A 22,657-nucleotide genomic window follows, 5' to 3' on the forward strand; every position below is an offset into this window, starting at 1 on the left:
TCGAATGAAAGATACAGCGAGGTTATTATGGCTGCTCTCCCGACCCACGAAACACTTCCCGCCGATCACAAAGCGGCGATTCGCCAGATGAAACAGGCCCTGCGGGCGCAAATTGGCGACGTCCAGGCGGTGTTCGATAAGCTCTCAGCGCGCATCAGCGAGCGGCTGCAGGAGATTGAGACACTGAAAGCCGCAGGCCAGGAGGTCTGGCCAACCATTCCGTTTCGCGATATCGCCGAAGGAACAGTGAGCGATGAGCAGCGCGCGGCCATTAAGCGCCGGGGCTGCGCGGTGATTAAAGGCCATTTCCCACGCGAACAGGCGCTGGCGTGGGATACCGCGATGCTGGAATATCTGGATCGCAACCATTTCGACGATGTTTACAAAGGGCCTGGCGACAGCTTCTTCGGTTCGCTGGAGGCTTCGCGCCCGGAGATCTACCCGATCTACTGGTCGCCCTCGCAAATGCAGGCGCGGCAGAGCGATGAAATGGCGGCAGTGCAATCTTTTCTCAACCGCCTGTGGCGTTTTGAACAGAATGGCAAACGCTGGTTCGATCCGGACGTCAGCGTGATCTATCCCGACCGCATCCGCCGCCGCCCGCCGGGAACCACTTCGAAGGGGCTGGGGGCGCATACCGATTCCGGCGCGCTGGAGCGCTGGCTGCTTCCGCCTATCAGCAGGTTTTCGCCAACGTTTTTAATGGCAATATCGACGCCTACGACCCGTGGGACGCCGCGCACCGTACCGAAGTGGAAGAGTATACCGTCGACAACACCACCAAATGCTCGGTGTTCCGCACCTTCCAGGGCTGGACCGCGCTGTCGGACATGATCCCGGGTCAGGGGCTGCTGCACGTGGTGCCGATCCCGGAGGCGATGGCTTATGTGCTGCTGCGCCCCCTGCTCGACGATGTGCCGGAAGATGAGCTGTGCGGCGTCGCGCCGGGCAGAGTGCTGCCGATCTCTGAGCAGTGGCACCCGCTCTTGATTAAAGCGTTAAGCTCGATTCCAGCGCTGAATGCCGGGGACTCCGTCTGGTGGCACTGCGACATCATTCACTCGGTGGCGCCAGTGGAAAATCAGCAGGGCTGGGGAAATGTGATGTACATTCCGGCCGCGCCGATGTGCGAGAAGAACCTCGCCTACGCGCAGAAAGTGAAAATCGCCCTGGAAAAAGGCGCCTCGCCGGGGGATTTCCCGCGCGAGGACTATGAAGCCAGCTGGCAGGGGCGCTTCACCCTGGAGGATCTGAATATCCACGGCAAACGGGCGCTGGGTATGCCGGTCTAATCGTCATACAGCCCCTGCGGCTCGACGGCGGTATGGCCTTTGCCCGGCCGGATCCGCCGTACCGAATCGCGTACCACCAGCGTGCCATGCAGCAGTAGCGAGCCGTGCGGCGCCTCCGGGCGCAGCAGGCGCTGCTGCAGGAGATGCACCGCCTCGCTGCCCAGCTCATCCCGCGGCACATGCACCGCGGTCAGCGGCACCTCCTGAATCGCCGCCAGATTAAATCCGTCAATGCTCATCACCGAGACATCCTGCGGCACCCGCAGGCCACGCTTTTGCAATGCGCTGACGGTGCCGGCGGCCATAAAATCGCCGCCCACCAGGAAGGCGGTGGGCAACGGCCTGCCCTGTAAGCCGTCAAGCCAGGCGCCCACCTGCTCTTCCGTCTCTCTGGCGCTAAAGTTGGCGACGCTGATAAGATCCCGGCTGGCGGTAAAGCGCAGATTACGCGCGCGCCACGCCTCCTGAATCCCCCCCAGCCGCAGCTCCATGGTATAGCGGCGCAGGCACATCACGTTCATCACCGCCCGATGCCCCATATCAAACAGATAGCGGGCCGCGCACTGGCCGATCAGCCGATGATCGGGAGCGATGGACGGCAGCCGCATCCCTTCATCCCGACAGTTGATCAATACGCAGGGTTTGCCCAGATCCGCCGCCAGGCCATGAATATGCGGATCGTCGATCCCCAGCAGCACCGCGGCCTGGGTCTCAGGTTCATTCATGCGGGCAAGAAACAGGTTGGCGTCGCTGTCGTTCTCATCCAGCGCGCAGTAGCGCAGGCGCACTTCATGCGCCGCCAGCGCGTTATTGATGCTCTGGATCACCCGGTAGTAGAAGATATCCGATCGCTCATCGAATGCGCGCTGCGGGGGGGCAAACACCAGCAGATGATTGAGCAGCAGACGCCCGGCGGCCAACCCCTGCATGACACCCAGCTCGCGGGCGCAGTCCAGCACCGCCCGGCGCGCCTTGTCGCTGGTATTCGCTTTCCCGGCCAGGACGCGTGAAACGGTGCTGGGCGATAGCCCGGTGCGGGCGGCAATTTCGGCGACGCGCAGCTTTTTATCCATTTTGTGATCCAGCTCCGATTGAAAAATGAAAGAATTTTCATAATCGCCAAAGCACACGTTACAAGCAAATTCCGCTGTCAAATATGCGATCTCGCTCATTTCATGAAAAAACTTGCATAAATAGCGCTTTGCCAGACGATTTTTCTGCCCTAGCCTGAATTGGTCCAACATCTCCCATACTAGTTATACCAATGATGCTGAGATAAAAAATAGACTATTCAAATAGTTAATAAATCTACGTGACCACTCAGGGAGTGAGACCGTCACTTTCCCCCTACAAACGTCTTGTGGAGTGTGCTATGAGTCAAGGCCTCAACAATGATATCGCCGTCAGCAAAACGCGCCGGGTAGTGAAAAACCTGCGCTGGTGGGTGCTGGTCCTGTTTTTACTTGGCGTTACCGTCAACTACATCACACGCAACTCGCTGGGAATTATCGCGCCGGAACTGAAAGCGACCCTCGGCATTACTACCGAACAATACTCGTGGATCGTCGGCGCGTTTCAGCTGGCTTACACGATTTTCCAGCCGCTGTGCGGCTGGCTTATCGACGTCATCGGCCTGAAGCTTGGCTTTATGATCTGCGCCACCCTGTGGGCGCTGGCCTGTATCGCCCACGCCGGGGCCGGTAGCTGGCTGCACCTGGCTATGTTGCGCTTCTTTATGGGTGGGGCCGAGGCGGCCGCTACTCCGGCCAACGCCAAAACCATCGGCGAATGGTTTCCGAAATCTGAACGCCCGATTGCCGCCGGCTGGGCTGGCGTTGGGTTCTCCATCGGCGCGATGCTGGCCCCGCCGATCATCTACTTCGCCCACGCCTCCTTCGGCTGGCAAGGGGCGTTTATGTTTACCGGCGCGCTGGCACTACTGTGGGTAGTACTATGGTGGGCCTTCTATCAGACCCCGGAAAAGCACCCCAATCTCAGCAAAAGCGAGCTGGAGTACATCAAACAGGATAACGAAGCCCCGCCGGTAAAACAGCCCTTCTTTACCGCGCTCAAAACCGTCTCGAAAAATAAACGTTTCTACGGGATCGCCATTCCCGCCTTTATGGCCGAGCCCGCCTGGGCGGTGCTGAGTTTCTGGGTGCCGCTGTACCTGGCGAAAGAGCACGGCATGGATTTGAAGCAGATCGCCATGTTCGCCTGGCTGCCGTTTCTCGCCGCCGATCTCGGCAGCGTGGTCAGCGGCTACCTCACCCGCCTGTATGTTCGCTGGTTCGGCTGTACGCGAGTGAACTCGGTGATCGCCAGCTCGGTAACCGGCGCGTTCCTGATGCTCTCCCTGGCCCTCGTCGCCATCATCCGCGATCCCTATATCACCATCATCCTGATCTCCATTGGCGGCTTCGGCCATCAGATCATCTCCTGCATGCTCAGCGCGCTGGTGGTGGAGTCTTTCGACAAGGGACAAATGGCGACGGTCAACGGTATGCGCGGCTCCGCAGCGTGGATCGCCAGCTTCTTGTTCTCGTTATTAATCGGGGTGACCGCCGACAAAATCGGCTTCAACCCGCTATTCATCGCCATGGGTTTCTTTGACCTGATTGGCGCCGTTTTCCTGGTGGCATTTATTGCTGAACGTCGCGCCAAGCGCGCCTGAGAGTGGATGTAAGATATGAAGACGCTGAAACACTGGAGTTTGCATCAACAGCTGAAGCATCACGTTGAACTGACGGTCGATGGCCAGCACACCCTGTGCCTGTACGTACTGGAAGAGAATTTGTTCCGCGTCCTGCTAAAACGCCAGGGCCAGCTGGCGCTGGATCGCACCTGGAGCATCGCTCCGCAGCAGGATGTGCCGTGGGAAGGCCGCGCCCGGGATGACCTCAGCGGTTTTAGTCTCCCGGCCTGGCAGCTGGCCCAGGAGGGCGATACGCTGACTATCGCCACCCGCCAGCTGCGCGTCACCGTTCACCAGCCGCTGTGGCTGGAGTGGAGCTATCGCGACGAGGCCGGCGAATGGCAGCCGCTTGCCAATGACCGTCCGACCAGCGCCTACCTGGCGAATGCCCACGGCGACGGCGTCGCCCATTATCTGAGCCGCCGCAAAGACGAGCGTTTTTACGGCCTGGGCGAAAAGGCCGGCGACCTGCAGCGCACCGGTAAACGCTATGAGATGCGTAACCTCGATGCCATGGGCTACAACGCCGTCAGCACTGACCCGCTGTATAAACATATTCCGTTCACCATCACCCAGCGCAGCGATATCAGCTACGGCCTGTTCTATGACAACCTGAGCAGCTGCTGGCTGGATCTGGGGAACGAGATCGACAACTACCACACCGCCTATCGCCGCTGGCAGGCGGAAGCCGGCGACATCGATTATTACCTGTTTACCGGTAAGCAGGTGCTGGATGTGACCAAAGCCTTCGTTCGCCTGACCGGTAAAACGCTGTTTGGACCCAAATGGAGCCTCGGCTACAGCGGCTCCACCATGCACTATACCGACGCGCCGGATGCGCAAAATCAGCTGATGAACTTTATCCGCCTGTGCGAGCAGCACGCGATCCCCTGCGATTCGTTCCAGCTCTCTTCCGGCTATACCTCAATCAACGGCAAGCGCTACGTCTTTAACTGGAACTACGACAAGGTGCCGCAGCCCAAAGTGATGAGCCAGTCGTTTCACGATGCCGGGCTGAAGCTGGCCGCCAATATCAAACCGTGCCTGCTGCAGGATCACCCGCGCTACGGCGAGGTGGCGGAGCGCGGTCTCTTCATTCGCGATTCGCAAACTGACGCTCCGGAGCGTTCCAGCTTCTGGGATGATGAAGGGTCGCATCTCGATTTCACCAATCCGCAAACCGTGGCCTGGTGGCAGGAAGGCGTGACCACCCAGCTACTGGAGATGGGCATCGATTCGACCTGGAACGATAATAACGAATACGAAGTATGGGACGGCGAAGCCCGCTGCTACGGCTTTGGCCGCGAAATCGCCATCAAACATATTCGCCCGGTGATGCCGCTGTTGATGATGCGCGCCTCGCTGGAAGCCCAGCAGCGCTTTGCGCCGCAAAAGCGCCCATATCTGATCTCCCGCTCCGGCTGCGCCGGGATGCAGCGCTACGTCCAGACCTGGAGCGGCGACAACCGAACCAACTGGGATACGCTGCGCTATAACATCCGCATGGGCTTGGGGATGAGCCTTTCCGGGCTGTATAACGTCGGCCACGACGTCGGCGGTTTCTCCGGCGATAAACCCGAGCCGGAACTGTTTGTGCGCTGGGTACAAAATGGCGTCATGCATCCGCGCTTTACCATTCACTCGTGGAATGACGACCAGACGGTAAACGAAGCATGGATGTATCCGGCCATCACTCCGGCGATCCGCTCAGCCATTGAGCTGCGCTACCGCCTGCTGCCCTATCTGTACACTCTGCTATGGCAGGCGCATGCTGATGATGAGCCGATGCTCCGCCCGACCTTCCTCGATCACCAGCACGATGCGCAGACCTTCGCCGAATGCGATGACTTCCTGCTGGGCCGCGACCTGCTGGTGGCCAGCGTGGTCGAGCCGGGCGCCCGCCAGCGTGAAGTATGGCTGCCGGATAATCAGGCCGGTTGGTACGATTTCTACAGCCATCAGTGGTTCGCCGGCGGCCAGTGGGTGACGCTGGACGCGCCGCTGGAAAAACTGCCGCTGTTGGTCCGCGCCGGCGCTGGTCTGCCGCTTAGTGAACGTATCAGCCATGTCGATGCGCAAAAAGACGATCGTCGCGAACTGCAGCTGTTCCCGCTGAAAGGTACCGGCTCAACCCGCGGTCTGCTGTTTGAAGACGACGGCGAAAGCTGGGGCTATAAACAGGGGGATGCGCTATGGCTGGAGTGGGAAATGACCTGCAGCGCCAGCAGCATAAACCTGGATATCAACGCCCGCGGCAACTATCGCCCGGCGTGGAAAGCGCTGAAGCTGTCATTACCGGTAGGAGAAAAGCGTAAGCTGCTGGTGAATGGCGTTGAAGGAACGGAGTGGAGGTTCTGACCATAGGCCGGTAGTTTCAGCCAGCATGGTGAATAAATTAAAAGCAGGCCGTACGGACCTTGGTTACTGTTCTCGGTTTGCAACGGTTTTGGTCCGGGAAAAACAGTTCTTTTTTATTATTTCAGAGCAGATTGCGCTCCCGATATTTCTTCTGCGTTATGTCTCTCATGGCGCCGGGAGCGTACAGGGGGCGGCCAGTCGCCGCCGCCCCTGTACCCCCGGGCTCTGGCCGCCAATATCGCCACTTCGTGGTACCTTCGACTTATCCCTGCAGGCTTCGGGTCGGGCCGAGGCAGCGTCCGTGCAAAACACGGCCCTCAGCCCGCATCCATGCGGGCTGCCCCGGCCTTCCGGGAACGTCTCAGCGATTTTGAGGCCACCAACACCGGCAGTTTCAGCCAGCGCGGTGAAGACATTAAAGGCAGGTCGCAAGAACCGTAGGTCGGGTAAGGCGTTAGCCGCCACCCGACAAAAAAACGGCACCGCGTGTCGCCCGGGTAAGGCGTAGCCGCTACCCGGGTAACGGACAGGGATTACTCGATACCTTTGCTGCGCAGGTAGTCTTCGTAGTTGCCGCTGAAGTCGATCACGCGGTCCGGAGTGATCTCCAGGACGCGGGTCGCCAGCGAGCTGACAAACTCACGGTCGTGGGAGACAAAGATCAGGGTGCCCTGATACATCTCCAGCGCCATGTTCAGCGATTCAATCGACTCCATATCCAGGTGGTTGGTCGGTTCGTCCATCACCAGGATGTTTGGCTTCTGCATCATCAGCTTACCGAACAGCATGCGTCCTTTCTCGCCACCGGAAAGTACCTTCGCCGGCTTTTTGATATCGTCCTGGCTAAACAGCAGACGGCCGAGGATGCTGCGTACTGCCTGCTCGTCGTCGCCTTCCTGCTTCCACTGGCTCATCCATTCGAAGACCGTCAGGTCGTTTTCGAACTCGTACTCATGGTCCTGCGCGTAGTAGCCGATTTGCGCGTTTTCAGACCATTTCACGCTGCCGTTGTCCGGCTGCAGTTCGCCTACCAGGGTTTTCAGCATGGTGGATTTACCCACGCCGTTGGCGCCCAGAATGGCGATCTTTTCGCCCACTTCCAGCAGCAGGTTGACGTTTTTGAACAGCGGACCTTCATCAAAGCCTTTGGTAAGGGCTTCCACTTCCAGCGCGTTACGGAACAGTTTCTTATCCTGCTCGAAGCGGATAAATGGGTTCTGACGGCTGGAGGCTTTAACCTCTTCCAGCTTGATTTTGTCAATCTGGCGCGCGCGCGAGGTGGCCTGACGCGATTTAGAGGCGTTGGCGCTGAAGCGGCTAACGAACGACTGCAGGTCCGCAATCTGCGCTTTTTTCTTGGCGTTGTCCGCCAGCAGACGCTCACGCGCCTGGGTGGCCGCGGTCATGTATTCGTCGTAGTTGCCCGGATACACGCGCAGCTCGCCGTAGTCGAGATCCGCCATGTGGGTGCAGACCATGTTCAGGAAGTGACGGTCGTGCGAAATGATAATCATGGTGCTGTCGCGATCGTTCAGCGTCTGCTCCAGCCAGCGAATGGTGTCGATGTCCAGGTTGTTGGTCGGTTCATCGAGCAGCAGGATATCCGGATTGGAAAACAGCGCCTGCGCCAGCAGGACGCGCAGCTTCCAGCCCGGCGCGACTTCGCTCATCGGGCCATAATGCTGTTCAACCGGAATGCCGACGCCGAGCAGCAGTTCGCCGGCGCGCGCTTCCGCCGAGTAGCCGTCCATTTCGCCATATTTGACTTCCAGGTCGGCCACTTTGTAGCCATCTTCTTCGCTCATCTCAGCGAGGGCGTAGATGCGATCGCGCTCCTGCTTCACTTCCCACAGCTCGCCGTGGCCCATGATGACCGTATCCAGCACGGTGAACGCTTCAAAGGCGAACTGATCCTGACGCAGCTTACCGATGCGCTCGTTCGGGTCGAGAGAAACGTTGCCCAGCGTCGGTTCGAGATCGCCGCCGAGGATCTTCATAAAGGTCGATTTACCGCTGCCGTTGGCGCCGATCAGACCATAACGGTTGCCGCCGCCAAATTTAACGGAGATATTTTCGAACAGCGGCTTACTGCCAAACTGCATGGTAACGTTGCTGGATACTAGCACGGGGATATCCTGAAAAAAGAGTATGAGGGGTGTGATACAGCAGACATTATGCCAGCAAATGACACACTTTTCACGGCCTGCGGTAAATTCCACCGAGGCGCTTGTGCTAAGGTCTTTGTCAGATGAGCCGGAAACCCGCGCTCAAACGGTTATTCTGTACGTATTTATAAGGAGTCCCATGACCAGCAGCCTATCGCGACACCCGGCTTTTTTATCCCTGCAGGGCGGCGTCAATTTTCGCGACCTGGGCGGCCAGCTTGCCGCCGATGGACGCCGCGTCCGCAGCGGCAAGCTATTGCGATCCGGCGCGCTAAACCGGTTAACGGCGGAGGATCTCAACCACCTCGATACTTTGCCGCTCAGCCGGGTGCTCGACTATCGCGACCCCGGAGAGGTAGCCCGTACTCCGGACAAGCTTAGCCCGCTTACCCATTATCTTAACGCGCCGGCCAATCCGCCGGTGAGCGAGGTTAATGCGAAGGTCACCGAGCTGAATGCCGCCACCCTTAACGCGCTGAACGGCGAGCAGTTTATGCTGCAACTCTACCGCCAGCTGCCGTTTAACAACCCGGCCTATCGCCAGCTCGCCGCCTGGCTGACCACGCCTTTTGAAGGCGCTTTACTGCAACACTGCGCGGTCGGCAAAGATCGCACCGGCGTCGGCTGCGCGTTAACGCTGTTCGCCGTCGGCTGCGACAGCGAAACGGTGATGGAGGAGTATCTCCTTACCCACGGCATGCTGACGCAGGTGGAGGCCTGGATGTTGGAGCTGCTCGGCAACGACCTCACTGCCCAGGGGCGCCAAAGCCTGGCGGATATTCTGACGGTAAAAGAGTCCTATCTCGCCGCCGCGCTGTCGGCTATTCACCAGCGCTATGGCACCGTCGACGCCTGGCTGGCGGCAGAGTACCAGCTTACCGCGCCGGTTCGCGCCGCGCTGCAGGCCCGGCTGCTGGAAGAGTAACTGCCCTTTACCCGCGCGGCGAGCGATGCTTCGGCCGCCTGCCGGACCGCGGCAGCCGAGGCGACAGGGAAAAAAATGTGATTTCGTACACATCTGATTTACCTGTTCAGCGGAATGCACATATAATGCGCTCCCATCTACTGTCTCAATCATTAACAAAGGCCTGTGTGGCGTTGATTTCGCACACGACATTAAAGACTATGAAATTATCTACACTCTTAGCGGCAGCCTTCGCCATCGTAGGCTTTTGCAATACAGCGTCTGCTGTCACCTATCCTTTGCCAACCGATGGCAGCCGTTTGGTTGGTCAGAATCAGGTCATTACCATTCCGGATGATAACAAACAGCCGCTGGAATACTTCGCGGCGAAATATCAGATGGGGCTTTCCAACATGCTGGAAGCCAACCCGGGGGTGGATACTTACCTGCCGAAGGGCGGTAGCGTCCTGAACATCCCTCAGCAGCTGATTCTGCCGGATACCGTGCATGAAGGGATCATTATCAACAGCGCGGAAATGCGTCTGTACTACTACCCGAAAGGCACCAATACCGTGATCGTTCTGCCGATCGGCATCGGCCAGTTAGGTAAAGATACGCCGATCAACTGGACCACCAAAGTCGAACGCAAGAAGGCCGGCCCGACCTGGACACCGACCGCCAAAATGCATGCTGAATACGCCGCCGCCGGCAACCCGCTGCCCGCCGTCGTACCGGCCGGTCCGGATAACCCGATGGGGCTGTACGCGCTGTATATCGGCCGTCTGTACGCCATCCACGGCACCAACGCTAACTTCGGTATCGGCCTGCGCGTGAGCCACGGCTGCGTGCGTCTGCGTAACGATGACATCAAATTCCTGTTTGAGAACGTGCCGGTCGGCACCCGCGTACAGTTTATCGATGAGCCGGTAAAAGCGACCACCGAGCCGGACGGCAGCCGTTACATCGAGGTGCACAACCCGCTGTCGACCACCGAAGCGCAGTTCCAGGGCGGCGAGATCGTGCCGATCACCCTGACTCAGCCGGTGCAGGCAGTTACCAGCCAGTCTGATGTCGATCAGAACGTGGTTGAGCAGGCTATCCAGAACCGCTCCGGTATGCCGGTGCGTCTGAACTAAATTGTGCTGACAAGAAAAACGGCGGGCCTGATGCCCGCCGTTTTTTATCGGCATTTTCCCTCGAGGCGGCTAACGCTCGCCCGGGCTACCAAACCCTACCACGCCGTAACCCCGCTATGCGCAGCCGCCAGCAGGAGCCCCGGCCTAGCCGTTATTCACCAGAATAATCCCGCCGTGATCGTAGCGATAATGGCAGTGGGCGTACTCCAGCGGCGTGCCATCCTCCAGATAGATAACCTGCTCCACCTCCAGCACCGGATCGGTCGGTTCGCAGTGAAGATGCTGTTTATCCAGTTCCCCGGGCTTCATCGCCCGCACCACGCGGTAAGATCCCATCAGCTTCAGCCCCAGCGTCTCCTGCACATAGCGAAACACGGAACCTTCCAGATGGCTTTTGGTTAACCCCGGCACCAGCCCCACCGGCATGACCGTCAGATCCAGCGATACCGGCTCGCCGTTGAGCAGCCGCAGGCGAACAAAGTCATACACCGGGGCATCGGCGTCGATAAGCAGCGAACTTTGCTCCTTGTCGCTGGGAAAGCGCACCGCAAAGCGCACCACTTCGCTTTGCACCTCGCCAAGATGCTCCCAGGTTTTGGTGGCGCCGAAATAGTCGCTGCCGGGCAGCTCCCACTGCGACAGCTGAAGGAAATTTTTCCGCACAAAGGTGCCCTGCCCTTTTCGGGTATAGATCAGCCCTTCGACGATTAACTGGCGCATCGCCTGCTGGATGGTCATCCGGCTGGTGCTGAACTCCGCCGCCAGCGCAAACTGGTCGGGTAGCGGCGCGCTGGCAGGATACTGCTGGCTGATGATGCGTTTTTTTTATTTCCCGCGCGATTTGCAGATACTTCACCGTCATTTCCCGGTCCTTATCCATTCAGTGAGTGGCTGGCGGGCTGGATACACCATCTGACCGCCAGGGCAGCGTTACATCGCTTCGCCGTTGCTGCGGAACACCTGCTTCAGCCATGCATAGCTCTTCTTCGGCACCCGCCGCAGGTCCTTGAGGTCATGGTTTTCGCGATTGACGTACACCACGCCGTAGCGCTTACGCATATCGCCCTGTGAGCTCAGGATATCGATTAATCCCCAGCCGAGATAGCCGATCACCTGCGCCCCATCCTCAAAGATGGCCGCTTTCATGGCGTTGATATGGTCGCGATGGTAAGCGATGCGGTAATCATCGGCAATGGGATGTTCGCCGTCCCAGGACTCAATCACCCCGATGCCGTTTTCAATCGGGAACACCGGCAGGCGCCAATCGTTATAGTAACGAGTGATGATCGTCCGGAAGCCCAGCGGATCAATCTGCCAGTTCCATTCCGTCGCTTTCAGGAACGGGTTATCCTGGTTGCCAAACAGCATATAGTTGTTGACCGCCGTTCCCGGCGGGATCGCGTCGCTGTTCAATGTGCGGCTGGCGTAATAGCTGAACGCCAGATAATCGACCTTCACCGTCGCCATCAGGGCGAGATCCTCCGGACGATAGATATCATCGAACCCTTCCGCGGCGACAAAATGCATCACCTCCGGGCTATAACCCTCACCCGCGTATGCGCGCAGCAGGTTCTGGTTTAAGAACTCATCCAGCTGCTGGGCGCAGAGGATATCGCGTGGTTTGCAGGTAGCCGGATAGACCAGAGCGTGAGCCAGCATTCCGCCCATCAGACACTGCGGCTTCGTCTGGTGCAGATAGTGAGTTAGATGGACGTGCGCCATCATCACATGATGCTGGATCAGATACAGTTCGCGCAGGGTCTTCTCCCCCTGCAGATAGCCGGAAATCAGAAACGCTTCCGGCGAATGGTACAGATTCTGCTCATTAAAGGTGAGCCAGTATTTCACCTTGTCGCCATAGCAGGCGATCATCTTCTGGCCGTAGCGGATAAAAGCGTCCATCACCCGGCGGTCGGTAAAACCATTGTAGCGCTCCGCCAGCGACAGCGGCATATCGAAGTGGTACAGGCAGATCATCGGCTCAATGCCGCGGGCGAGCAGTTCATCTATAAATTGATGGTAGAAGGCGATCCCCTGTTCATTGAATTCGCCATCTCCGTCAGGGCACACCCGGCTCCAGGCGATCTGAAAACGGTAGCAGTTCATGCCCAGATCCTGCATCAAATCGAAATCTTCCCGATAACGATGATAAGAGTCGGTCGCCACCTTCCAGTCGGAGGCGAACTCCGCCGGTTGACGGATATCATACACCGACATCCCCTTGCCACCCTCGTTCCACTCCCCCTCCGTCTGCATGCTGGAGACGGAATTTCCCCATAAAAAATCTGCCGGTAGTCTGTTCTTCATGCTGCGCCTCGGTATATGACTAGCCATTTAAACATAATGACTAGTCATATACCGGAAAGTGAAAAGGTAAGCAAAGGCCGGGATCGGTTTCTGTGAGCCGGACAAAAAAAGATCGCCCCGAAAGGCGATCCTGGCGATCGATGTGAATGATGGCGCGATTATGTTGAGATCAGGCGCTGAGTTTGAAGAGCCAGTAGCCGCTGAGTGCCGCCCATAGCAGCATTGGAATGGAGTAGAGATGGAAGCGCCACCAGATGCGCCGATCGCTGGCCATACGCAGGGCGATAATATTGGCCAGCGAGCCCGGCAGCAGGCCAAAGCCGCCCACGTTAACCGCCCAGGCGAGCAGTATCGACGGCGGGACATAGTTGAGCAACAGAATAGTCGAGGGCACATTACTGATCACCTGCGACAGGCCAATAGCAGTAAGCCACAGTCCACCGCCGGAGAGGGTCCCCACCCCGCTCAGCACCTGGTGCAGCGCCGGAAGCTGGGTCAGCAGATGGACGTCAATAAACATCACCATAAACACCAGCAACAGCGACCAGTCGACATGGACGATCACCGCCCGGGCCAGCACCAGGAAGCCCAGCAGCACGAGCGCCAGCCCCCACAGGGCCTGATTCATCTCCAGCGCCGTCAGAAACACCACATACAGTCCCAGACAGCTCCAGACGAGCTTGGGTTGCCATGACGGCGCCCTGTCGCTGCTCTGGTAACTGAGCCGCTTCGCCGGAAAACAGAACCAGCACAGCGCCAGCAGGGTCAGCATCATCGCCGCTGCCAGAGGCAGCATCTGACCGATAAACCCGAAGAAAGAGAGGCCGGATCGTCCCCACAGCAAAATATTCTGCGGGTTGCCGATCGGCGTCAGCAGCGAACCGGCGTTCACCGCCAACGCTTCGAAAATAATCAGCCGGTTCACCGGGATGGCGCACCATTTTTTTAGCGTCAGCGTCAACGGCACCACAATAAACAGCGCAACGTCGTTGGTAAGAAAGGTAGACAACAGCGCCGCCGCCAGCACCATAAAGATGGCCAGCTGGCGCTCAGTCACAAAGCGGCGGGCCATTTTTCGGCCCAGCACGTCAAAATAGCCGCTCAGTTCGATCCCCTTAGTCAACAACATCAGGCCGCTAAGCGTGACGATGGTATGCCAGTCAATGGCCGCCGGCCAGCTTGCCGGGACAAACGGCACGATGGCGCTGAGCACGCAGGCGATAATCAGCAGCAAATGGAGAAAACGATCGCGCAGCAGCGACTGGACGAAGGGAAGAGTCATGCTTCCTGAGATCCCTGTGTTTGGGTAAATTTCAGGAACATCGCCAGCGTCTCTTCGCTCACGTGATGCTCCATCCCTTCCGCATCACGTCGGGCAATCTCCGGGCTGACGCCGATCGCCAGCAGGAAGTTCTCCACGATTTGATGGCGCTCGCGGCTCTCCTGGGCTAGCTTCTCACCTTCCGGGGTTAAGAAGATCCCGCGCCAGGGGATCTGTTCAATAAGACCGACGCTGGCCAGGCGTTTGAGCATTTTAGCGACCGTAGGTTGCGAAACGCCAAGACGCGCGGCCATATCCACCTGGCGCGCCTCGCCCACTTCGTTGATCAGATCGGAGATCAGCTCCACATAGTCATCGATCAGCTCGCGGCGATGCGCTTCCCGCACCTGGCGAAACCCTTCCACGTGCTCTTCAACATTCACTAACTGCGTCACTTTTTTTGTTATTGGCTTACCTGCGCGACGGTTCATTGTGCTTCCTCATTCGTGTGACGCGTCAAGCATCGTATAAAAAGATCCACATTGTAATGGATTGCGCCAAGAGCACAAAAAATTAACGTTTTAGCCATAGCTATAAAATATAGCCTGTGCTATATCTGTATATAATGCAAACATCCATCAGGGAATGACGGAGCGAACTGGCAGGAGGAGAGCAGATGAATGAATTCAAGAGGTGCATAAACGTGTTTAGCCATTCACCCTTTAAAGTACGATTAATGCTGATCGGTATGCTGTGCGAGATGATCAACGGTAAACCGCAGCAGGGCAAACCCAATTCCTAAGGCGGCGTCGCGGTACGCCGCTTCATTTTTCTGTCATTTTCTGCCGGTAAAATGACCGGTTCCCCCCGTTTCCCTGACCTTTTTTCAAGTTTTGTAAGCGCCCTCGCAAAACAATCTGTTATGTCTGGTTGACCTTACCATTTACAAGCCCTATCTTTGCACAGCCCTGCCACATTCGCGGCTCGCAGAGACCCTCTTCACGCACTGTCCAGCAGGTTTTACCCCTTGACGCCAGGGGATGCGCATGTTGATTGTTTACTATGAATGTCACCACCCTGAAAGATACGCTGGTCGCCCGCCGACTGGCACTGAACCCATGGACGGGATTCTACTTTTACAGTCGCTGTTAATTAACCTGGCGGGGCTATGAATTTAGCCTGCTTTATACCGTGGCATTTACCTGCGTGTTACATCTGCTGTGGCGCGCCTTTCCGCGCGTCCAGAAAGCGTGGTCGGCGCCTATTCCCTGCTGGCGGCTCTGTACTATCCCTTTGGCCAGGCCTACGGTGCCCCCAACTTCAACACTCTGCTGGCGCTGCACGCCACCAACGTGGAAGAGTCTACGGAAATCCTGACCATCTTCCGTGGTACAACTATCTGCTGGCTGGTCTTCATCTTCGCTCTCGGGGTCATTGCGGTTCGTCGTAGGATCGTTGAGCCATCACGCTGGGGAAAAATGGATACGCTGGGCCTGTTGTTCAGCATCGGGATCTTCTTTCTCCAGCCGGTGCAAAACCTTGCCTGGGGCGGTGGTATTCAAAGTGATTGACACCGGTTATCCGGCCTTTCGTTTTGTTAAAGACGTGGTGGTGAATAACAACGAGGTGCTGGAAGCGAACAGGCGCGGATGGCGCAGCTGGCTGGCATGAAAGACAGCTGGCACGTGCTGGCGGTAAAGCCAAAATACCATCTCTATGTGGTGGTGATCGGTGAAAGCGCGCGCCGCGATGCCCTCGGCGCTTTCGGTGGCCATTGGGACAACACGCCGTTTGCCAGCTCGGTAAACGGTTATCTGTTTAACAATTACATCGCCTGGAGAAATCGTATTTCTTCTTTATTGGATATCTCCCATACTGCAAAGGTCAGCCTGTTGACGTCTGGAGCATGGAAGATGAAAAACCCCACCTTATTGCAATGTTTTCACTGGTACTACCCCACCGGCGGCGAGCTGTGGCCTGAGGTCGAAGCGCTGGCGCCCAGCCTGAATGAAATCGGCATCAATATGGTCTGGTTGCCACCCGCCTACAAAGGCGCCTCGGGCGGTTACTCCGTCGGCTATGATACCTACGATCTCTTTGACCTCGGCGAGTTTGATCAAAAAGGGTCTGTCGCCACCAAATATGGCGACAAAGCGCAGTTGCTGGCGGCGATCAACGCCCTGAAGGAGCACAATATCGCCGTACTGCTGGATGTGGTGGTCAACCATAAAATGGGCGCTGATGAAAAAGAGGCTCTGCGCGTTCAGCGCGTCGATGAGCAGGATCGTACGCAAATTGACGAGGAGATCATTGAGTGCGAGGCATGGACGCGCTACACCTTCCCGGTGCGCGCCGGACAGTATTCGCAGTTTGTCTGGGACTACAAATGTTTTAGCGGCATTGACCACATCGAGAACCCGACGGAAGACGGTGTGTTTAAAATCGTCAACGATTACACCGGCGAAGGCTGGAATGAACAGGTCGATGATGAGCTCGGCAACTTTGACTATCTGATGGGCGCCAATATCGATTTCCGCAATCATGCAGTGACCGAGGAGATCAAATACTGGGCGCGCTGGGTAATGGAGCAGACCGGCTGCGACGGTTTTCGTCTTGACGCGGTCAAGCATATCCCCGCCTGGTTTTATAAAGCGTGGATCGAGCATGTTCAGGAGGTGGCCCCGCAGCCGCTGTTTATTGTAGCGGAATACTGGTCCCATGAAGTGGAGAAGCTCCAGCAGTATATCGACCTGGTCGAGGGCAAAACGATGCTGTTTGATGCCCCACTGCAGATGAAATTTCATGAAGCGTCGCGCCAGGGCCGCGATTATGACATGAGCCAGATTTTCAGCGGGACGCTGGTCGAAGCCGACCCTTTCCATGCCGTCACTCTGGTCACCAATCATGATACGCAGCCGCTGCAGGCCCTCGAGGCGCCGGTTGAACCCTGGTTCAAGCCCCTCGCCTATGCGCTGATCCTGCTGCGGGAGAATGGCGTGCCCTCGGTCTTTTATGCCGATCTCTTCGGCGCTTCCTATGAGGATACCGGCGGCGACGGAGAGACATATGCCATTGAGATGCCCGTTATCGAACAACTCCACGAGCTGATCGACGCCCGTCAGCGTTTTGCCCATGGCGTGCAAACCCTTTGGTTCGATCATCCTAACTGCATCGCCTTTAGTCGTAGCGGTACTGACGACGATCCAGGCTGCGTGGTGATCATGTCCAATGGCGATGAGGGCGAAAAGACGCTGACGCTGGGCGAAAACTATGGCTACAAACGCTGGCGGGATTTTCTCGGTAACCGGGAAGAGATTGTCGAAACCGATGGCGAAGGCTGCGCGACCTTTACTTGTAACGGGGGGAGCGTGAGCGTGTGGGTATTAGAGGAGGTGCTGTAGTTCCCTGACGCCGGGCGGGCCAGCTATGGCCCGCCAAAATCTCAGCGCGTCGAGGCCGGCGCGCTGACGGGCCCCGTCGCTCGCGCTTTGACCCACGCCTTCTCGCACTCCGGAGTGAGACGTTCAACACGGGACAACGTCATCCGATCGTAGGAGATCGTGTTGCCCTCGCGCTCGACAGGATAGATGTCCAGGGAAGCGGTCACGTTGTAAATCTCACTGTCACGATTCATCAGTTTCCCCGGCTGCGCAATCACGCGCTGCCACTGGCGGCAGTCGAAGGTGTCCCCTTCTTTGGTGACAATCAGGCTGGCAATGGCGTCAGGACTCATCATCGCGCTCTGCGGCCCTTTCGTTTGCCAGAAACCTGCAAGGACAGCCGGCGCCGGCGCTTTAACCACGTCCTCATAACGATCAACCTGTACGCAACCGGCCAGCGCCACCACCATGCCAGCAAAAAATAACTTTTTCATCATTCATCCCACAAGCCGATAAAAAAGTATTGTGGCATTAAAGCGTTAAGCCTTCCACCCCCACCGCAAAGGGATAAGCGAGCAAGCCAGCAACCGCTAACGTGGGTTTCATTTGAAGTAAGGAAATTCTGAAAGTAAAATAATACTGGGCGCGTAACCATAGCATCTATGGGCACTTTTTGTTTTTAATTCGGTCACACTACCGGTTCTTGACTTTACTTTAAGAGTTTTCCTGGCAAATTATATGCATAGATGCGGAATAGTTTAATGGAGCTAATGGGTTCTTTCTAAACCTACTATTATTATCGCCCGCAAGGACTGCTTCGCACAGCCAGTGCGAAGTGTATATCGTTACGTGTTGATTGAGGATGGGTCATGTCAACGATGATTATGGATTTGTGCAGCTATACCCGGTTGGGATTGACGGGATATCTGACCAGTCGGGGAATTAAAAAACAGGAAATCGTTGAGGTCAACAATGCTGCGGATCTGCAGAAACACTGTACGTCGTGTTGCCCGGCGGTGGTGTTTCTGAATGAAGACTGTTTCGTGCATGATGATGAAAGTAATGGCATTATTCGCCAGATCATTACGCAAAACCCGGCGACGCTGTTTGTTATCTTTATGTCGCTGGCGAACATCCATTTTGACCGCTATTTGCGGGTACGGAAGAATCTGCTAATCAGTTCAAAATCGATAACCCCAAAAGACCTTGATGTTATTCTGGTTAATTATCTTAAATACAAAAACACCAGTGTAGGGCAGTTAACTTTACCGACATTGTCACTGAGTAAAACAGAATCAAATATGCTGCAAATGTGGATGGCCGGGCATGGTACTTCGCAAATCTCAACGCAAATGAACATCAAAGCGAAGACGGTATCGTCGCATAAAGGCAATATTAAAAAGAAAATACAAACGCATAATAAGCAGGTGATTTATCATATCGTTCGGCTGACCGAAAACATCACCTCCGGTATTCAGGTAAATATGCGCTGAAACAAACTGGCGGCGCTCCCGCCAGTTCAGTTTTACGAGACCTCTTTTTCCACGAAAATCCCATCCGGGTGGCCTATTTCATTAAAAAACCAGATCCCCAGAGGATAGTCTTCCAGTGAAACCAGATACATCGTTCCTTCACTAAACGACTCAATCGCCAGCACTACCCCCGATCGACGTGGGCCACCGTCGGTCTTCACCGTGACACGATCGTTCACCTGCATAATCATCTCCTCTATATTTTCAGCCAGTGTAGAACAAAACCACGCAACTCGCAGCGTCGCGGCACGTGACTGGCGCTTTTTTAGACCGACTATACTTAGAGAGGCTTGAGCGACGCTCAGCGAGGGGGTAATGATGAAGCACCAATTAACAGGCCAGAGCGGGGACGACCTTGACGTCAACGTAGATGCCCTGCTGGCGGCAATTAATGAGATCAGCGAAAGCGAAGTCCATCGCACGCTGGACGACCCGCAGCGCGCCAGCATTGATGGCCGCGGGTCACATACCTGGCGTGAGCTGGCGGAGGCATTCGAACTCGATATTCACGATTTCAGCGCCAGTGAAGCCAACCGTTAGCGGCAGGCGAAAAAAATCCCGACTCGCAGGAGTCGGGATCAAACTTGCTAATGCAAGAAGCACTTGAAAATTCGTTACACCGGGAAATCCGATGCGTTGAAACATTATCCTCAATTATTTTGCATGACAAGAGATATTCATGACGCAAAATATTGAGAATGTTGGCGCCTGGTGACTTATCGGGCTGCAAGGCTGATGTGAGAAGGCTTAGCTGCAAACCGGTTTCATTCGATAGCGCGAACGCCTGCGATCACTTTAAGATAATTCTCATTTTGCCAATCGGCATCGAAACGTTTTACTCACGCTGCGCTGCGAAAACAGACCTGGTTACGCCCATTTTGCTTGGCCAGATAGAGTCGCCCATCGGCCACCGACTGCAGCGCTTCAAACTGATACTCCCCCCGCTCTTCGCTGGCGCTCACCCCTAACGAGGCGCTAACCCGCAGCGTCACGTTGTTATGCAAAAAGACTTCCCGTCCCTGGATACGCTGGCGCAATCGCTCCGCCACCGCCGCCGCTTCCTGCAGGGTGGTATTCGGCATCACGATACAAAACTCTTCTCCGCCCACTCTGCCCAGCAGATCGCCCTGCCGAACCGCGCTGGACAGCGTACTGGCCACCATCGACAGCACCCTGTCCCCCGCCTGATGACCATAGCGATCGTTGATGTGCTTAAAATGCTCCAGATCGAGTTGGATCACCGCCAGCGGCCGTCCGCTGCGCTGGCAGTCGCTGGCTACCGCCATCGCCTGTTCAAACAGCGCCCCGCGATTGAGCAGGCGGGTCAAGGCATCATGCCATGCCTGCCACTCCAGAGAGGTTTGCAGAACGCTCATGTTGCGGACCATGCTGCGGATCACCAGCCAGGAGAGCAACAGCATCAAGGTGAAGAGGACCCACATCAGGGTCAGGGCGATGGTGATGGTGCCAAAGTTCCCGCGGACGCCTTCCCGCAGAGTGTGGATCCGCAGCAGCACGCCGTCAAAATTGCGCAGTTTGGCCCAGCTGATATAGCGCGTCAGCAGACGCAGCCCTCCCTGGTTATCATGGACAAACGCGCGGCTCAGCAGCTCCTGCTCGCGCGGCGACAGCAGGGTCAGGACATTCCCCGGCGTGGAAGAAGCCAGCAGGTTCAAATGGCTATCATAAAGTTGGTACTCTCCCTCTTGTCCCCCCTGCATGGCGCTAACCAAAAACGCTTTGATTTCACTGACTGAGAAATCCATCGCCAGCACGCCGCGCCAGTAACCGGCAAAATCCAACGGTATCGAAGCGGTGACCACCTGCTCTTCCAGCTGCGGGTCATCGTCAGGAAAGGTTTGCCAGATAACGCCTCGCCCCGGATTATTTCGCTGGGTCTGGCGGGTAAACCACGGAGCGCCGAGGGCTTGGGAATAGTGCGTTATCACCTGCGACTCATCCCGCAGCGGCAGGGTCGAGGTAAAAAAGCCGCTACGAGAGATATACTGCATCCGCTCGGCGAAATCGCGATCGTGCTGCGTCAGATTTAGCAGATAACCCAGCTCGAGCGTCGCCATTAGTTCATCAGCCGCCAGCGGATCGTCCACCAGCAGGATAGGGTTGTGACCAGCGACGCTGCCTGAGATGCCAAACACCGGCAGCGTACGCCGATTCGGTAGCGCCACCCGCCAGGCCTGCTGATGGCGCTGGCTCAGATAGCGTTGGCTGGCCTTACGCAATACATCGATATCAAGCGGCTGTTCGAGCGCCGCCTGCATCCCATGGCGAAAAAACATCATTCTGTCGATGTTGAACTGCAACAGCCCATCCATTTCATGAGCGACGTTAGCCAGATTGTTACGCTGGTTGGCCACGTAGGCCTCTTCCAGGACATTGATTTCACGCCAGATCAGCAGCGTGGAGAAAAACAGCACTGCGATAAAACAAGCGTTAACCACATGCGCCGGGCGAGCCAGGTGGTAGCACTTTTTTAACTTCAACCGCAGTGGCTTATCCATCTTTCTCTCGCAATACGTTGCGCAAACCTCGCGGCGTCAGCGCCCCGGTCTCTGTCGATACCCGGGGCGTTTTCAGGGTAGAACACGCGGCGCCGTTACGCTGCGTTTCGCCATGCTACTTTCCAGCGCCACGCAGGCTGCTCACCGCCTTAACGCCCGCCAGCACCACCGCGCCGATGATAAAACCCAGCACCAGGTTGGCGACGACCGGCAGCGTGGAGGCCATCACCCCACCCAACCCCGCGCTCCAGTGCTCGATGGCATGATGCAGCGGCGCAATACCGTGAACGACTATCCCCCCGCCGACGAGGAACATGGCCAGCGTCCCGACGATGGACAACACCTTCATCAGGCGGGGAGCGACGGCCAGGAGCCCTTTACCCAGCCACTGCGCCAGCGCACTACGTTTTTCCGCCAGCCAGTAACCCATGTCGTCCAGCTTGACGATCACCCCCACCAGGCCATACACCCCGATAGTGACCAGAATCGCAATCCCCGAGAGAATAAGGATCTGGTTAAGCAGCGGAGCTTCCGCCACGATGCCGAGGGTAATGGCGACAATTTCCGCGGACAAAATAAAATCGGTGCGAATCGCGCCTTTTACTTTGTCACGCTCAAAGGCCAGCGGATCGCGCTCCGCCAGCGCGGCGAGACGCTGCTGCCGCCGTTCAGGATCCTCTTTGTGTTTCCGCGCTTCCAGACTGTGCAGTACCTTCTCCACCCCTTCGAAACAGAGAAACGCGCCGCCCAGCATCAACAATGGCGTAATCGCCCAGGGGATGAAGGCGCTGATCAACAAAGCCAGTGGCACGAGGATCACTTTGTTAACGAACGACCCTTTCGCCACTCCCCAGACCACGGGCAACTCGCGATTCGCCCGCACGCCGGTAACCTGTTGGGCATTGAGAGACAAATCGTCGCCCAGCACCCCCGCCGTTTTTTTCGCCGCTACCTTGCCCATCACGGAAATATCGTCCAGCAGCGTGGCGATATCATCAAGTAATGTTAAAAGACTACTTCCTGCCAAAATGATTTTCCTTCTCTTTTCATCAATGTCTCCCTCGAGTATGCGTTAAAAAACGGCCGGTGCCCAAGGTACAATTAGTCA

General features: G+C 56.9%; 16 protein-coding genes and 4 pseudogenes. 10 read left to right on the forward strand and 10 right to left on the reverse strand.

Translation table 11 applies throughout. The features are described 5' to 3' along the window. The first annotated feature begins 27 nt into the window (after positions 1 to 27). Positions 28 to 1,292: pseudogene (locus tag AB1E37_RS17100) on the forward strand (DUF1479 domain-containing protein). On the opposite strand, the gene AB1E37_RS17105 reads toward AB1E37_RS17100, so the two are convergent. Further along, positions 1,289 to 2,422, reverse strand: coding sequence for a LacI family DNA-binding transcriptional regulator (locus AB1E37_RS17105; protein WP_367777087.1), 1,134 nt, complete (start codon positions 2,420 to 2,422; stop codon positions 1,289 to 1,291). The pseudogene AB1E37_RS17100 and the gene AB1E37_RS17105 sit on opposite strands and share 4 nt — an antisense overlap. A 242-nt stretch (positions 2,423 to 2,664) precedes the next feature. On the opposite strand from AB1E37_RS17105, the gene AB1E37_RS17110 reads away from it, so the two are divergent. Together AB1E37_RS17110 and AB1E37_RS17115 are read left to right on the forward strand one after the other, a co-directional pair. Beyond that, positions 2,665 to 3,966 (forward strand): MFS transporter, encoded by a 1,302-nt coding sequence (locus AB1E37_RS17110; protein WP_004223819.1) that lies wholly within the window; start codon positions 2,665 to 2,667, stop codon positions 3,964 to 3,966. A 15-nt stretch (positions 3,967 to 3,981) separates the two neighbouring features. Then, positions 3,982 to 6,345, forward strand: coding sequence for a glycoside hydrolase family 31 protein (locus AB1E37_RS17115; protein WP_004223816.1), 2,364 nt, complete (start codon positions 3,982 to 3,984; stop codon positions 6,343 to 6,345). A 533-nt stretch (positions 6,346 to 6,878) separates the two neighbouring features. On the opposite strand, the gene AB1E37_RS17120 is transcribed toward AB1E37_RS17115, so the two are convergent. Further along, on the reverse strand, positions 6,879 to 8,471 hold the full coding sequence (locus AB1E37_RS17120) for an ABC-F family ATPase (RefSeq protein WP_002895876.1): 1,593 nt from the start codon (positions 8,469 to 8,471) through the stop codon (positions 6,879 to 6,881). Positions 8,472 to 8,519: 48 nt separating this feature from the next. Between AB1E37_RS17120 and AB1E37_RS17125 the strand changes: the two are divergent. Both AB1E37_RS17125 and ldtB read left to right on the forward strand, forming a co-directional pair. Further along, positions 8,520 to 9,435 (forward strand): annotated as a pseudogene (locus tag AB1E37_RS17125) (tyrosine-protein phosphatase). 200 nt (positions 9,436 to 9,635) lie between these two features. Then, positions 9,636 to 10,550, forward strand: a complete 915-nt coding sequence (gene ldtB, locus AB1E37_RS17130) for a L,D-transpeptidase (RefSeq protein WP_002895871.1) — start codon at positions 9,636 to 9,638, stop codon at positions 10,548 to 10,550. Between the two features lie 144 nt (positions 10,551 to 10,694). Here the strand turns inward: ldtB and AB1E37_RS17135 are convergent. From AB1E37_RS17135 to mntR, 4 genes and pseudogenes are all read right to left on the reverse strand, one after another. Continuing rightward, positions 10,695 to 11,412, reverse strand: a pseudogene (locus AB1E37_RS17135) (GntR family transcriptional regulator). Positions 11,413 to 11,480: 68 nt separating this feature from the next. Continuing rightward, complete coding sequence (locus AB1E37_RS17140) at positions 11,481 to 12,857, reverse strand: glycoside hydrolase family 1 protein (protein ID WP_117116858.1); 1,377 nt, start codon at positions 12,855 to 12,857, stop codon at positions 11,481 to 11,483. Between the two features lie 169 nt (positions 12,858 to 13,026). Continuing rightward, complete coding sequence (locus AB1E37_RS17145; RefSeq protein ID WP_002895863.1) at positions 13,027 to 14,139, reverse strand: anion transporter; 1,113 nt, start codon at positions 14,137 to 14,139, stop codon at positions 13,027 to 13,029. After that, the gene (mntR, locus tag AB1E37_RS17150; protein WP_004176765.1) at positions 14,136 to 14,609 is read right to left on the reverse strand and encodes a manganese-binding transcriptional regulator MntR; all 474 of its coding nucleotides are present in this window, start codon (positions 14,607 to 14,609) and stop codon (positions 14,136 to 14,138) included. Before mntR ends, AB1E37_RS17145 begins: the two co-directional genes overlap by 4 nt. 185 nt (positions 14,610 to 14,794) lie before the next feature. On the opposite strand from mntR, the gene mntS reads away from it, so the two are divergent. From mntS to amyA, 3 genes and pseudogenes are all read left to right on the forward strand, one after another. Beyond that, a complete protein-coding gene (gene mntS / locus AB1E37_RS17155) occupies positions 14,795 to 14,920 on the forward strand; it encodes a manganase accumulation protein MntS (protein ID WP_002895851.1) in 126 nt (41 codons plus the stop codon). 260 nt (positions 14,921 to 15,180) lie between these two features. Then, a pseudogene (locus tag AB1E37_RS17160) lies at positions 15,181 to 15,953 on the forward strand (sulfatase-like hydrolase/transferase); the annotation flags it as partial. A 78-nt stretch (positions 15,954 to 16,031) separates the two neighbouring features. Continuing rightward, positions 16,032 to 17,519, forward strand: coding sequence for an alpha-amylase (gene amyA / locus AB1E37_RS17165; RefSeq protein ID WP_004899206.1), 1,488 nt, complete (start codon positions 16,032 to 16,034; stop codon positions 17,517 to 17,519). 41 nt (positions 17,520 to 17,560) lie between these two features. Here the strand turns inward: amyA and yedD are convergent, their stop codons facing one another. Continuing rightward, complete coding sequence (yedD, locus tag AB1E37_RS17170) at positions 17,561 to 17,995, reverse strand: lipoprotein YedD (RefSeq protein WP_284302526.1); 435 nt, start codon at positions 17,993 to 17,995, stop codon at positions 17,561 to 17,563. 372 nt (positions 17,996 to 18,367) lie between these two features. Between yedD and rcsA the strand changes: the two genes are divergently transcribed. Then, the gene (gene rcsA / locus AB1E37_RS17175) at positions 18,368 to 18,991 is read left to right on the forward strand and encodes a transcriptional regulator RcsA (protein WP_004180447.1); all 624 of its coding nucleotides are present in this window, start codon (positions 18,368 to 18,370) and stop codon (positions 18,989 to 18,991) included. 32 nt (positions 18,992 to 19,023) lie between these two features. Here rcsA and dsrB read toward each other — a convergent pair whose 3' ends face one another. Then, the gene (gene dsrB, locus AB1E37_RS17180; RefSeq protein WP_002911586.1) at positions 19,024 to 19,215 is read right to left on the reverse strand and encodes a protein DsrB; all 192 of its coding nucleotides are present in this window, start codon (positions 19,213 to 19,215) and stop codon (positions 19,024 to 19,026) included. Positions 19,216 to 19,348: 133 nt separating this feature from the next. On the opposite strand from dsrB, the gene AB1E37_RS17185 reads away from it, so the two are divergent. Next, complete coding sequence (locus tag AB1E37_RS17185) at positions 19,349 to 19,570, forward strand: YodD family protein (RefSeq protein WP_004899210.1); 222 nt, start codon at positions 19,349 to 19,351, stop codon at positions 19,568 to 19,570. 299 nt (positions 19,571 to 19,869) lie between these two features. Here the strand turns inward: AB1E37_RS17185 and dgcQ are convergent, their stop codons facing one another. Both dgcQ and AB1E37_RS17195 read right to left on the reverse strand, forming a co-directional pair. After that, the gene (dgcQ, locus tag AB1E37_RS17190) at positions 19,870 to 21,549 is read right to left on the reverse strand and encodes a cellulose biosynthesis regulator diguanylate cyclase DgcQ (RefSeq protein WP_004899213.1); all 1,680 of its coding nucleotides are present in this window, start codon (positions 21,547 to 21,549) and stop codon (positions 19,870 to 19,872) included. Positions 21,550 to 21,664: 115 nt separating this feature from the next. Further along, complete coding sequence (locus AB1E37_RS17195; protein ID WP_002911591.1) at positions 21,665 to 22,576, reverse strand: DUF808 domain-containing protein; 912 nt, start codon at positions 22,574 to 22,576, stop codon at positions 21,665 to 21,667. Positions 22,577 to 22,657 lie beyond the last annotated feature (81 nt).

Origin of the sequence: Klebsiella sp. Shm-1 (genome assembly GCF_040804525.1) — a bacterium.
GTDB lineage: Bacteria > Pseudomonadota > Gammaproteobacteria > Enterobacterales > Enterobacteriaceae > Klebsiella > Klebsiella pneumoniae.

Excerpts from the sequence above, each read along its gene's own strand:
- AB1E37_RS17110 (WP_004223819.1), top strand. The coding sequence starts at position 2,665 with ATGAGTCAAGGCCTCAACAATGATATCGCCGTCAGCAAAACGCGCCGG.
- AB1E37_RS17115 (WP_004223816.1), top strand. The coding sequence starts at position 3,982 with ATGAAGACGCTGAAACACTGGAGTTTGCATCAACAGCTGAAGCATCAC.
- ldtB (WP_002895871.1), top strand. The coding sequence starts at position 9,636 with ATGAAATTATCTACACTCTTAGCGGCAGCCTTCGCCATCGTAGGCTTT.
- AB1E37_RS17140 (WP_117116858.1), bottom strand. The coding sequence starts at position 12,857 with ATGAAGAACAGACTACCGGCAGATTTTTTATGGGGAAATTCCGTCTCC.
- AB1E37_RS17145 (WP_002895863.1), bottom strand. The coding sequence starts at position 14,139 with ATGACTCTTCCCTTCGTCCAGTCGCTGCTGCGCGATCGTTTTCTCCAT.
- mntR (WP_004176765.1), bottom strand. The coding sequence starts at position 14,609 with ATGAACCGTCGCGCAGGTAAGCCAATAACAAAAAAAGTGACGCAGTTA.
- mntS (WP_002895851.1), top strand. The coding sequence starts at position 14,795 with ATGAATGAATTCAAGAGGTGCATAAACGTGTTTAGCCATTCACCCTTT.
- amyA (WP_004899206.1), top strand. The coding sequence starts at position 16,032 with ATGAAAAACCCCACCTTATTGCAATGTTTTCACTGGTACTACCCCACC.
- yedD (WP_284302526.1), bottom strand. The coding sequence starts at position 17,995 with ATGATGAAAAAGTTATTTTTTGCTGGCATGGTGGTGGCGCTGGCCGGT.
- rcsA (WP_004180447.1), top strand. The coding sequence starts at position 18,368 with ATGTCAACGATGATTATGGATTTGTGCAGCTATACCCGGTTGGGATTG.
- dsrB (WP_002911586.1), bottom strand. The coding sequence starts at position 19,215 with ATGCAGGTGAACGATCGTGTCACGGTGAAGACCGACGGTGGCCCACGT.
- AB1E37_RS17185 (WP_004899210.1), top strand. The coding sequence starts at position 19,349 with ATGAAGCACCAATTAACAGGCCAGAGCGGGGACGACCTTGACGTCAAC.
- dgcQ (WP_004899213.1), bottom strand. The coding sequence starts at position 21,549 with ATGGATAAGCCACTGCGGTTGAAGTTAAAAAAGTGCTACCACCTGGCT.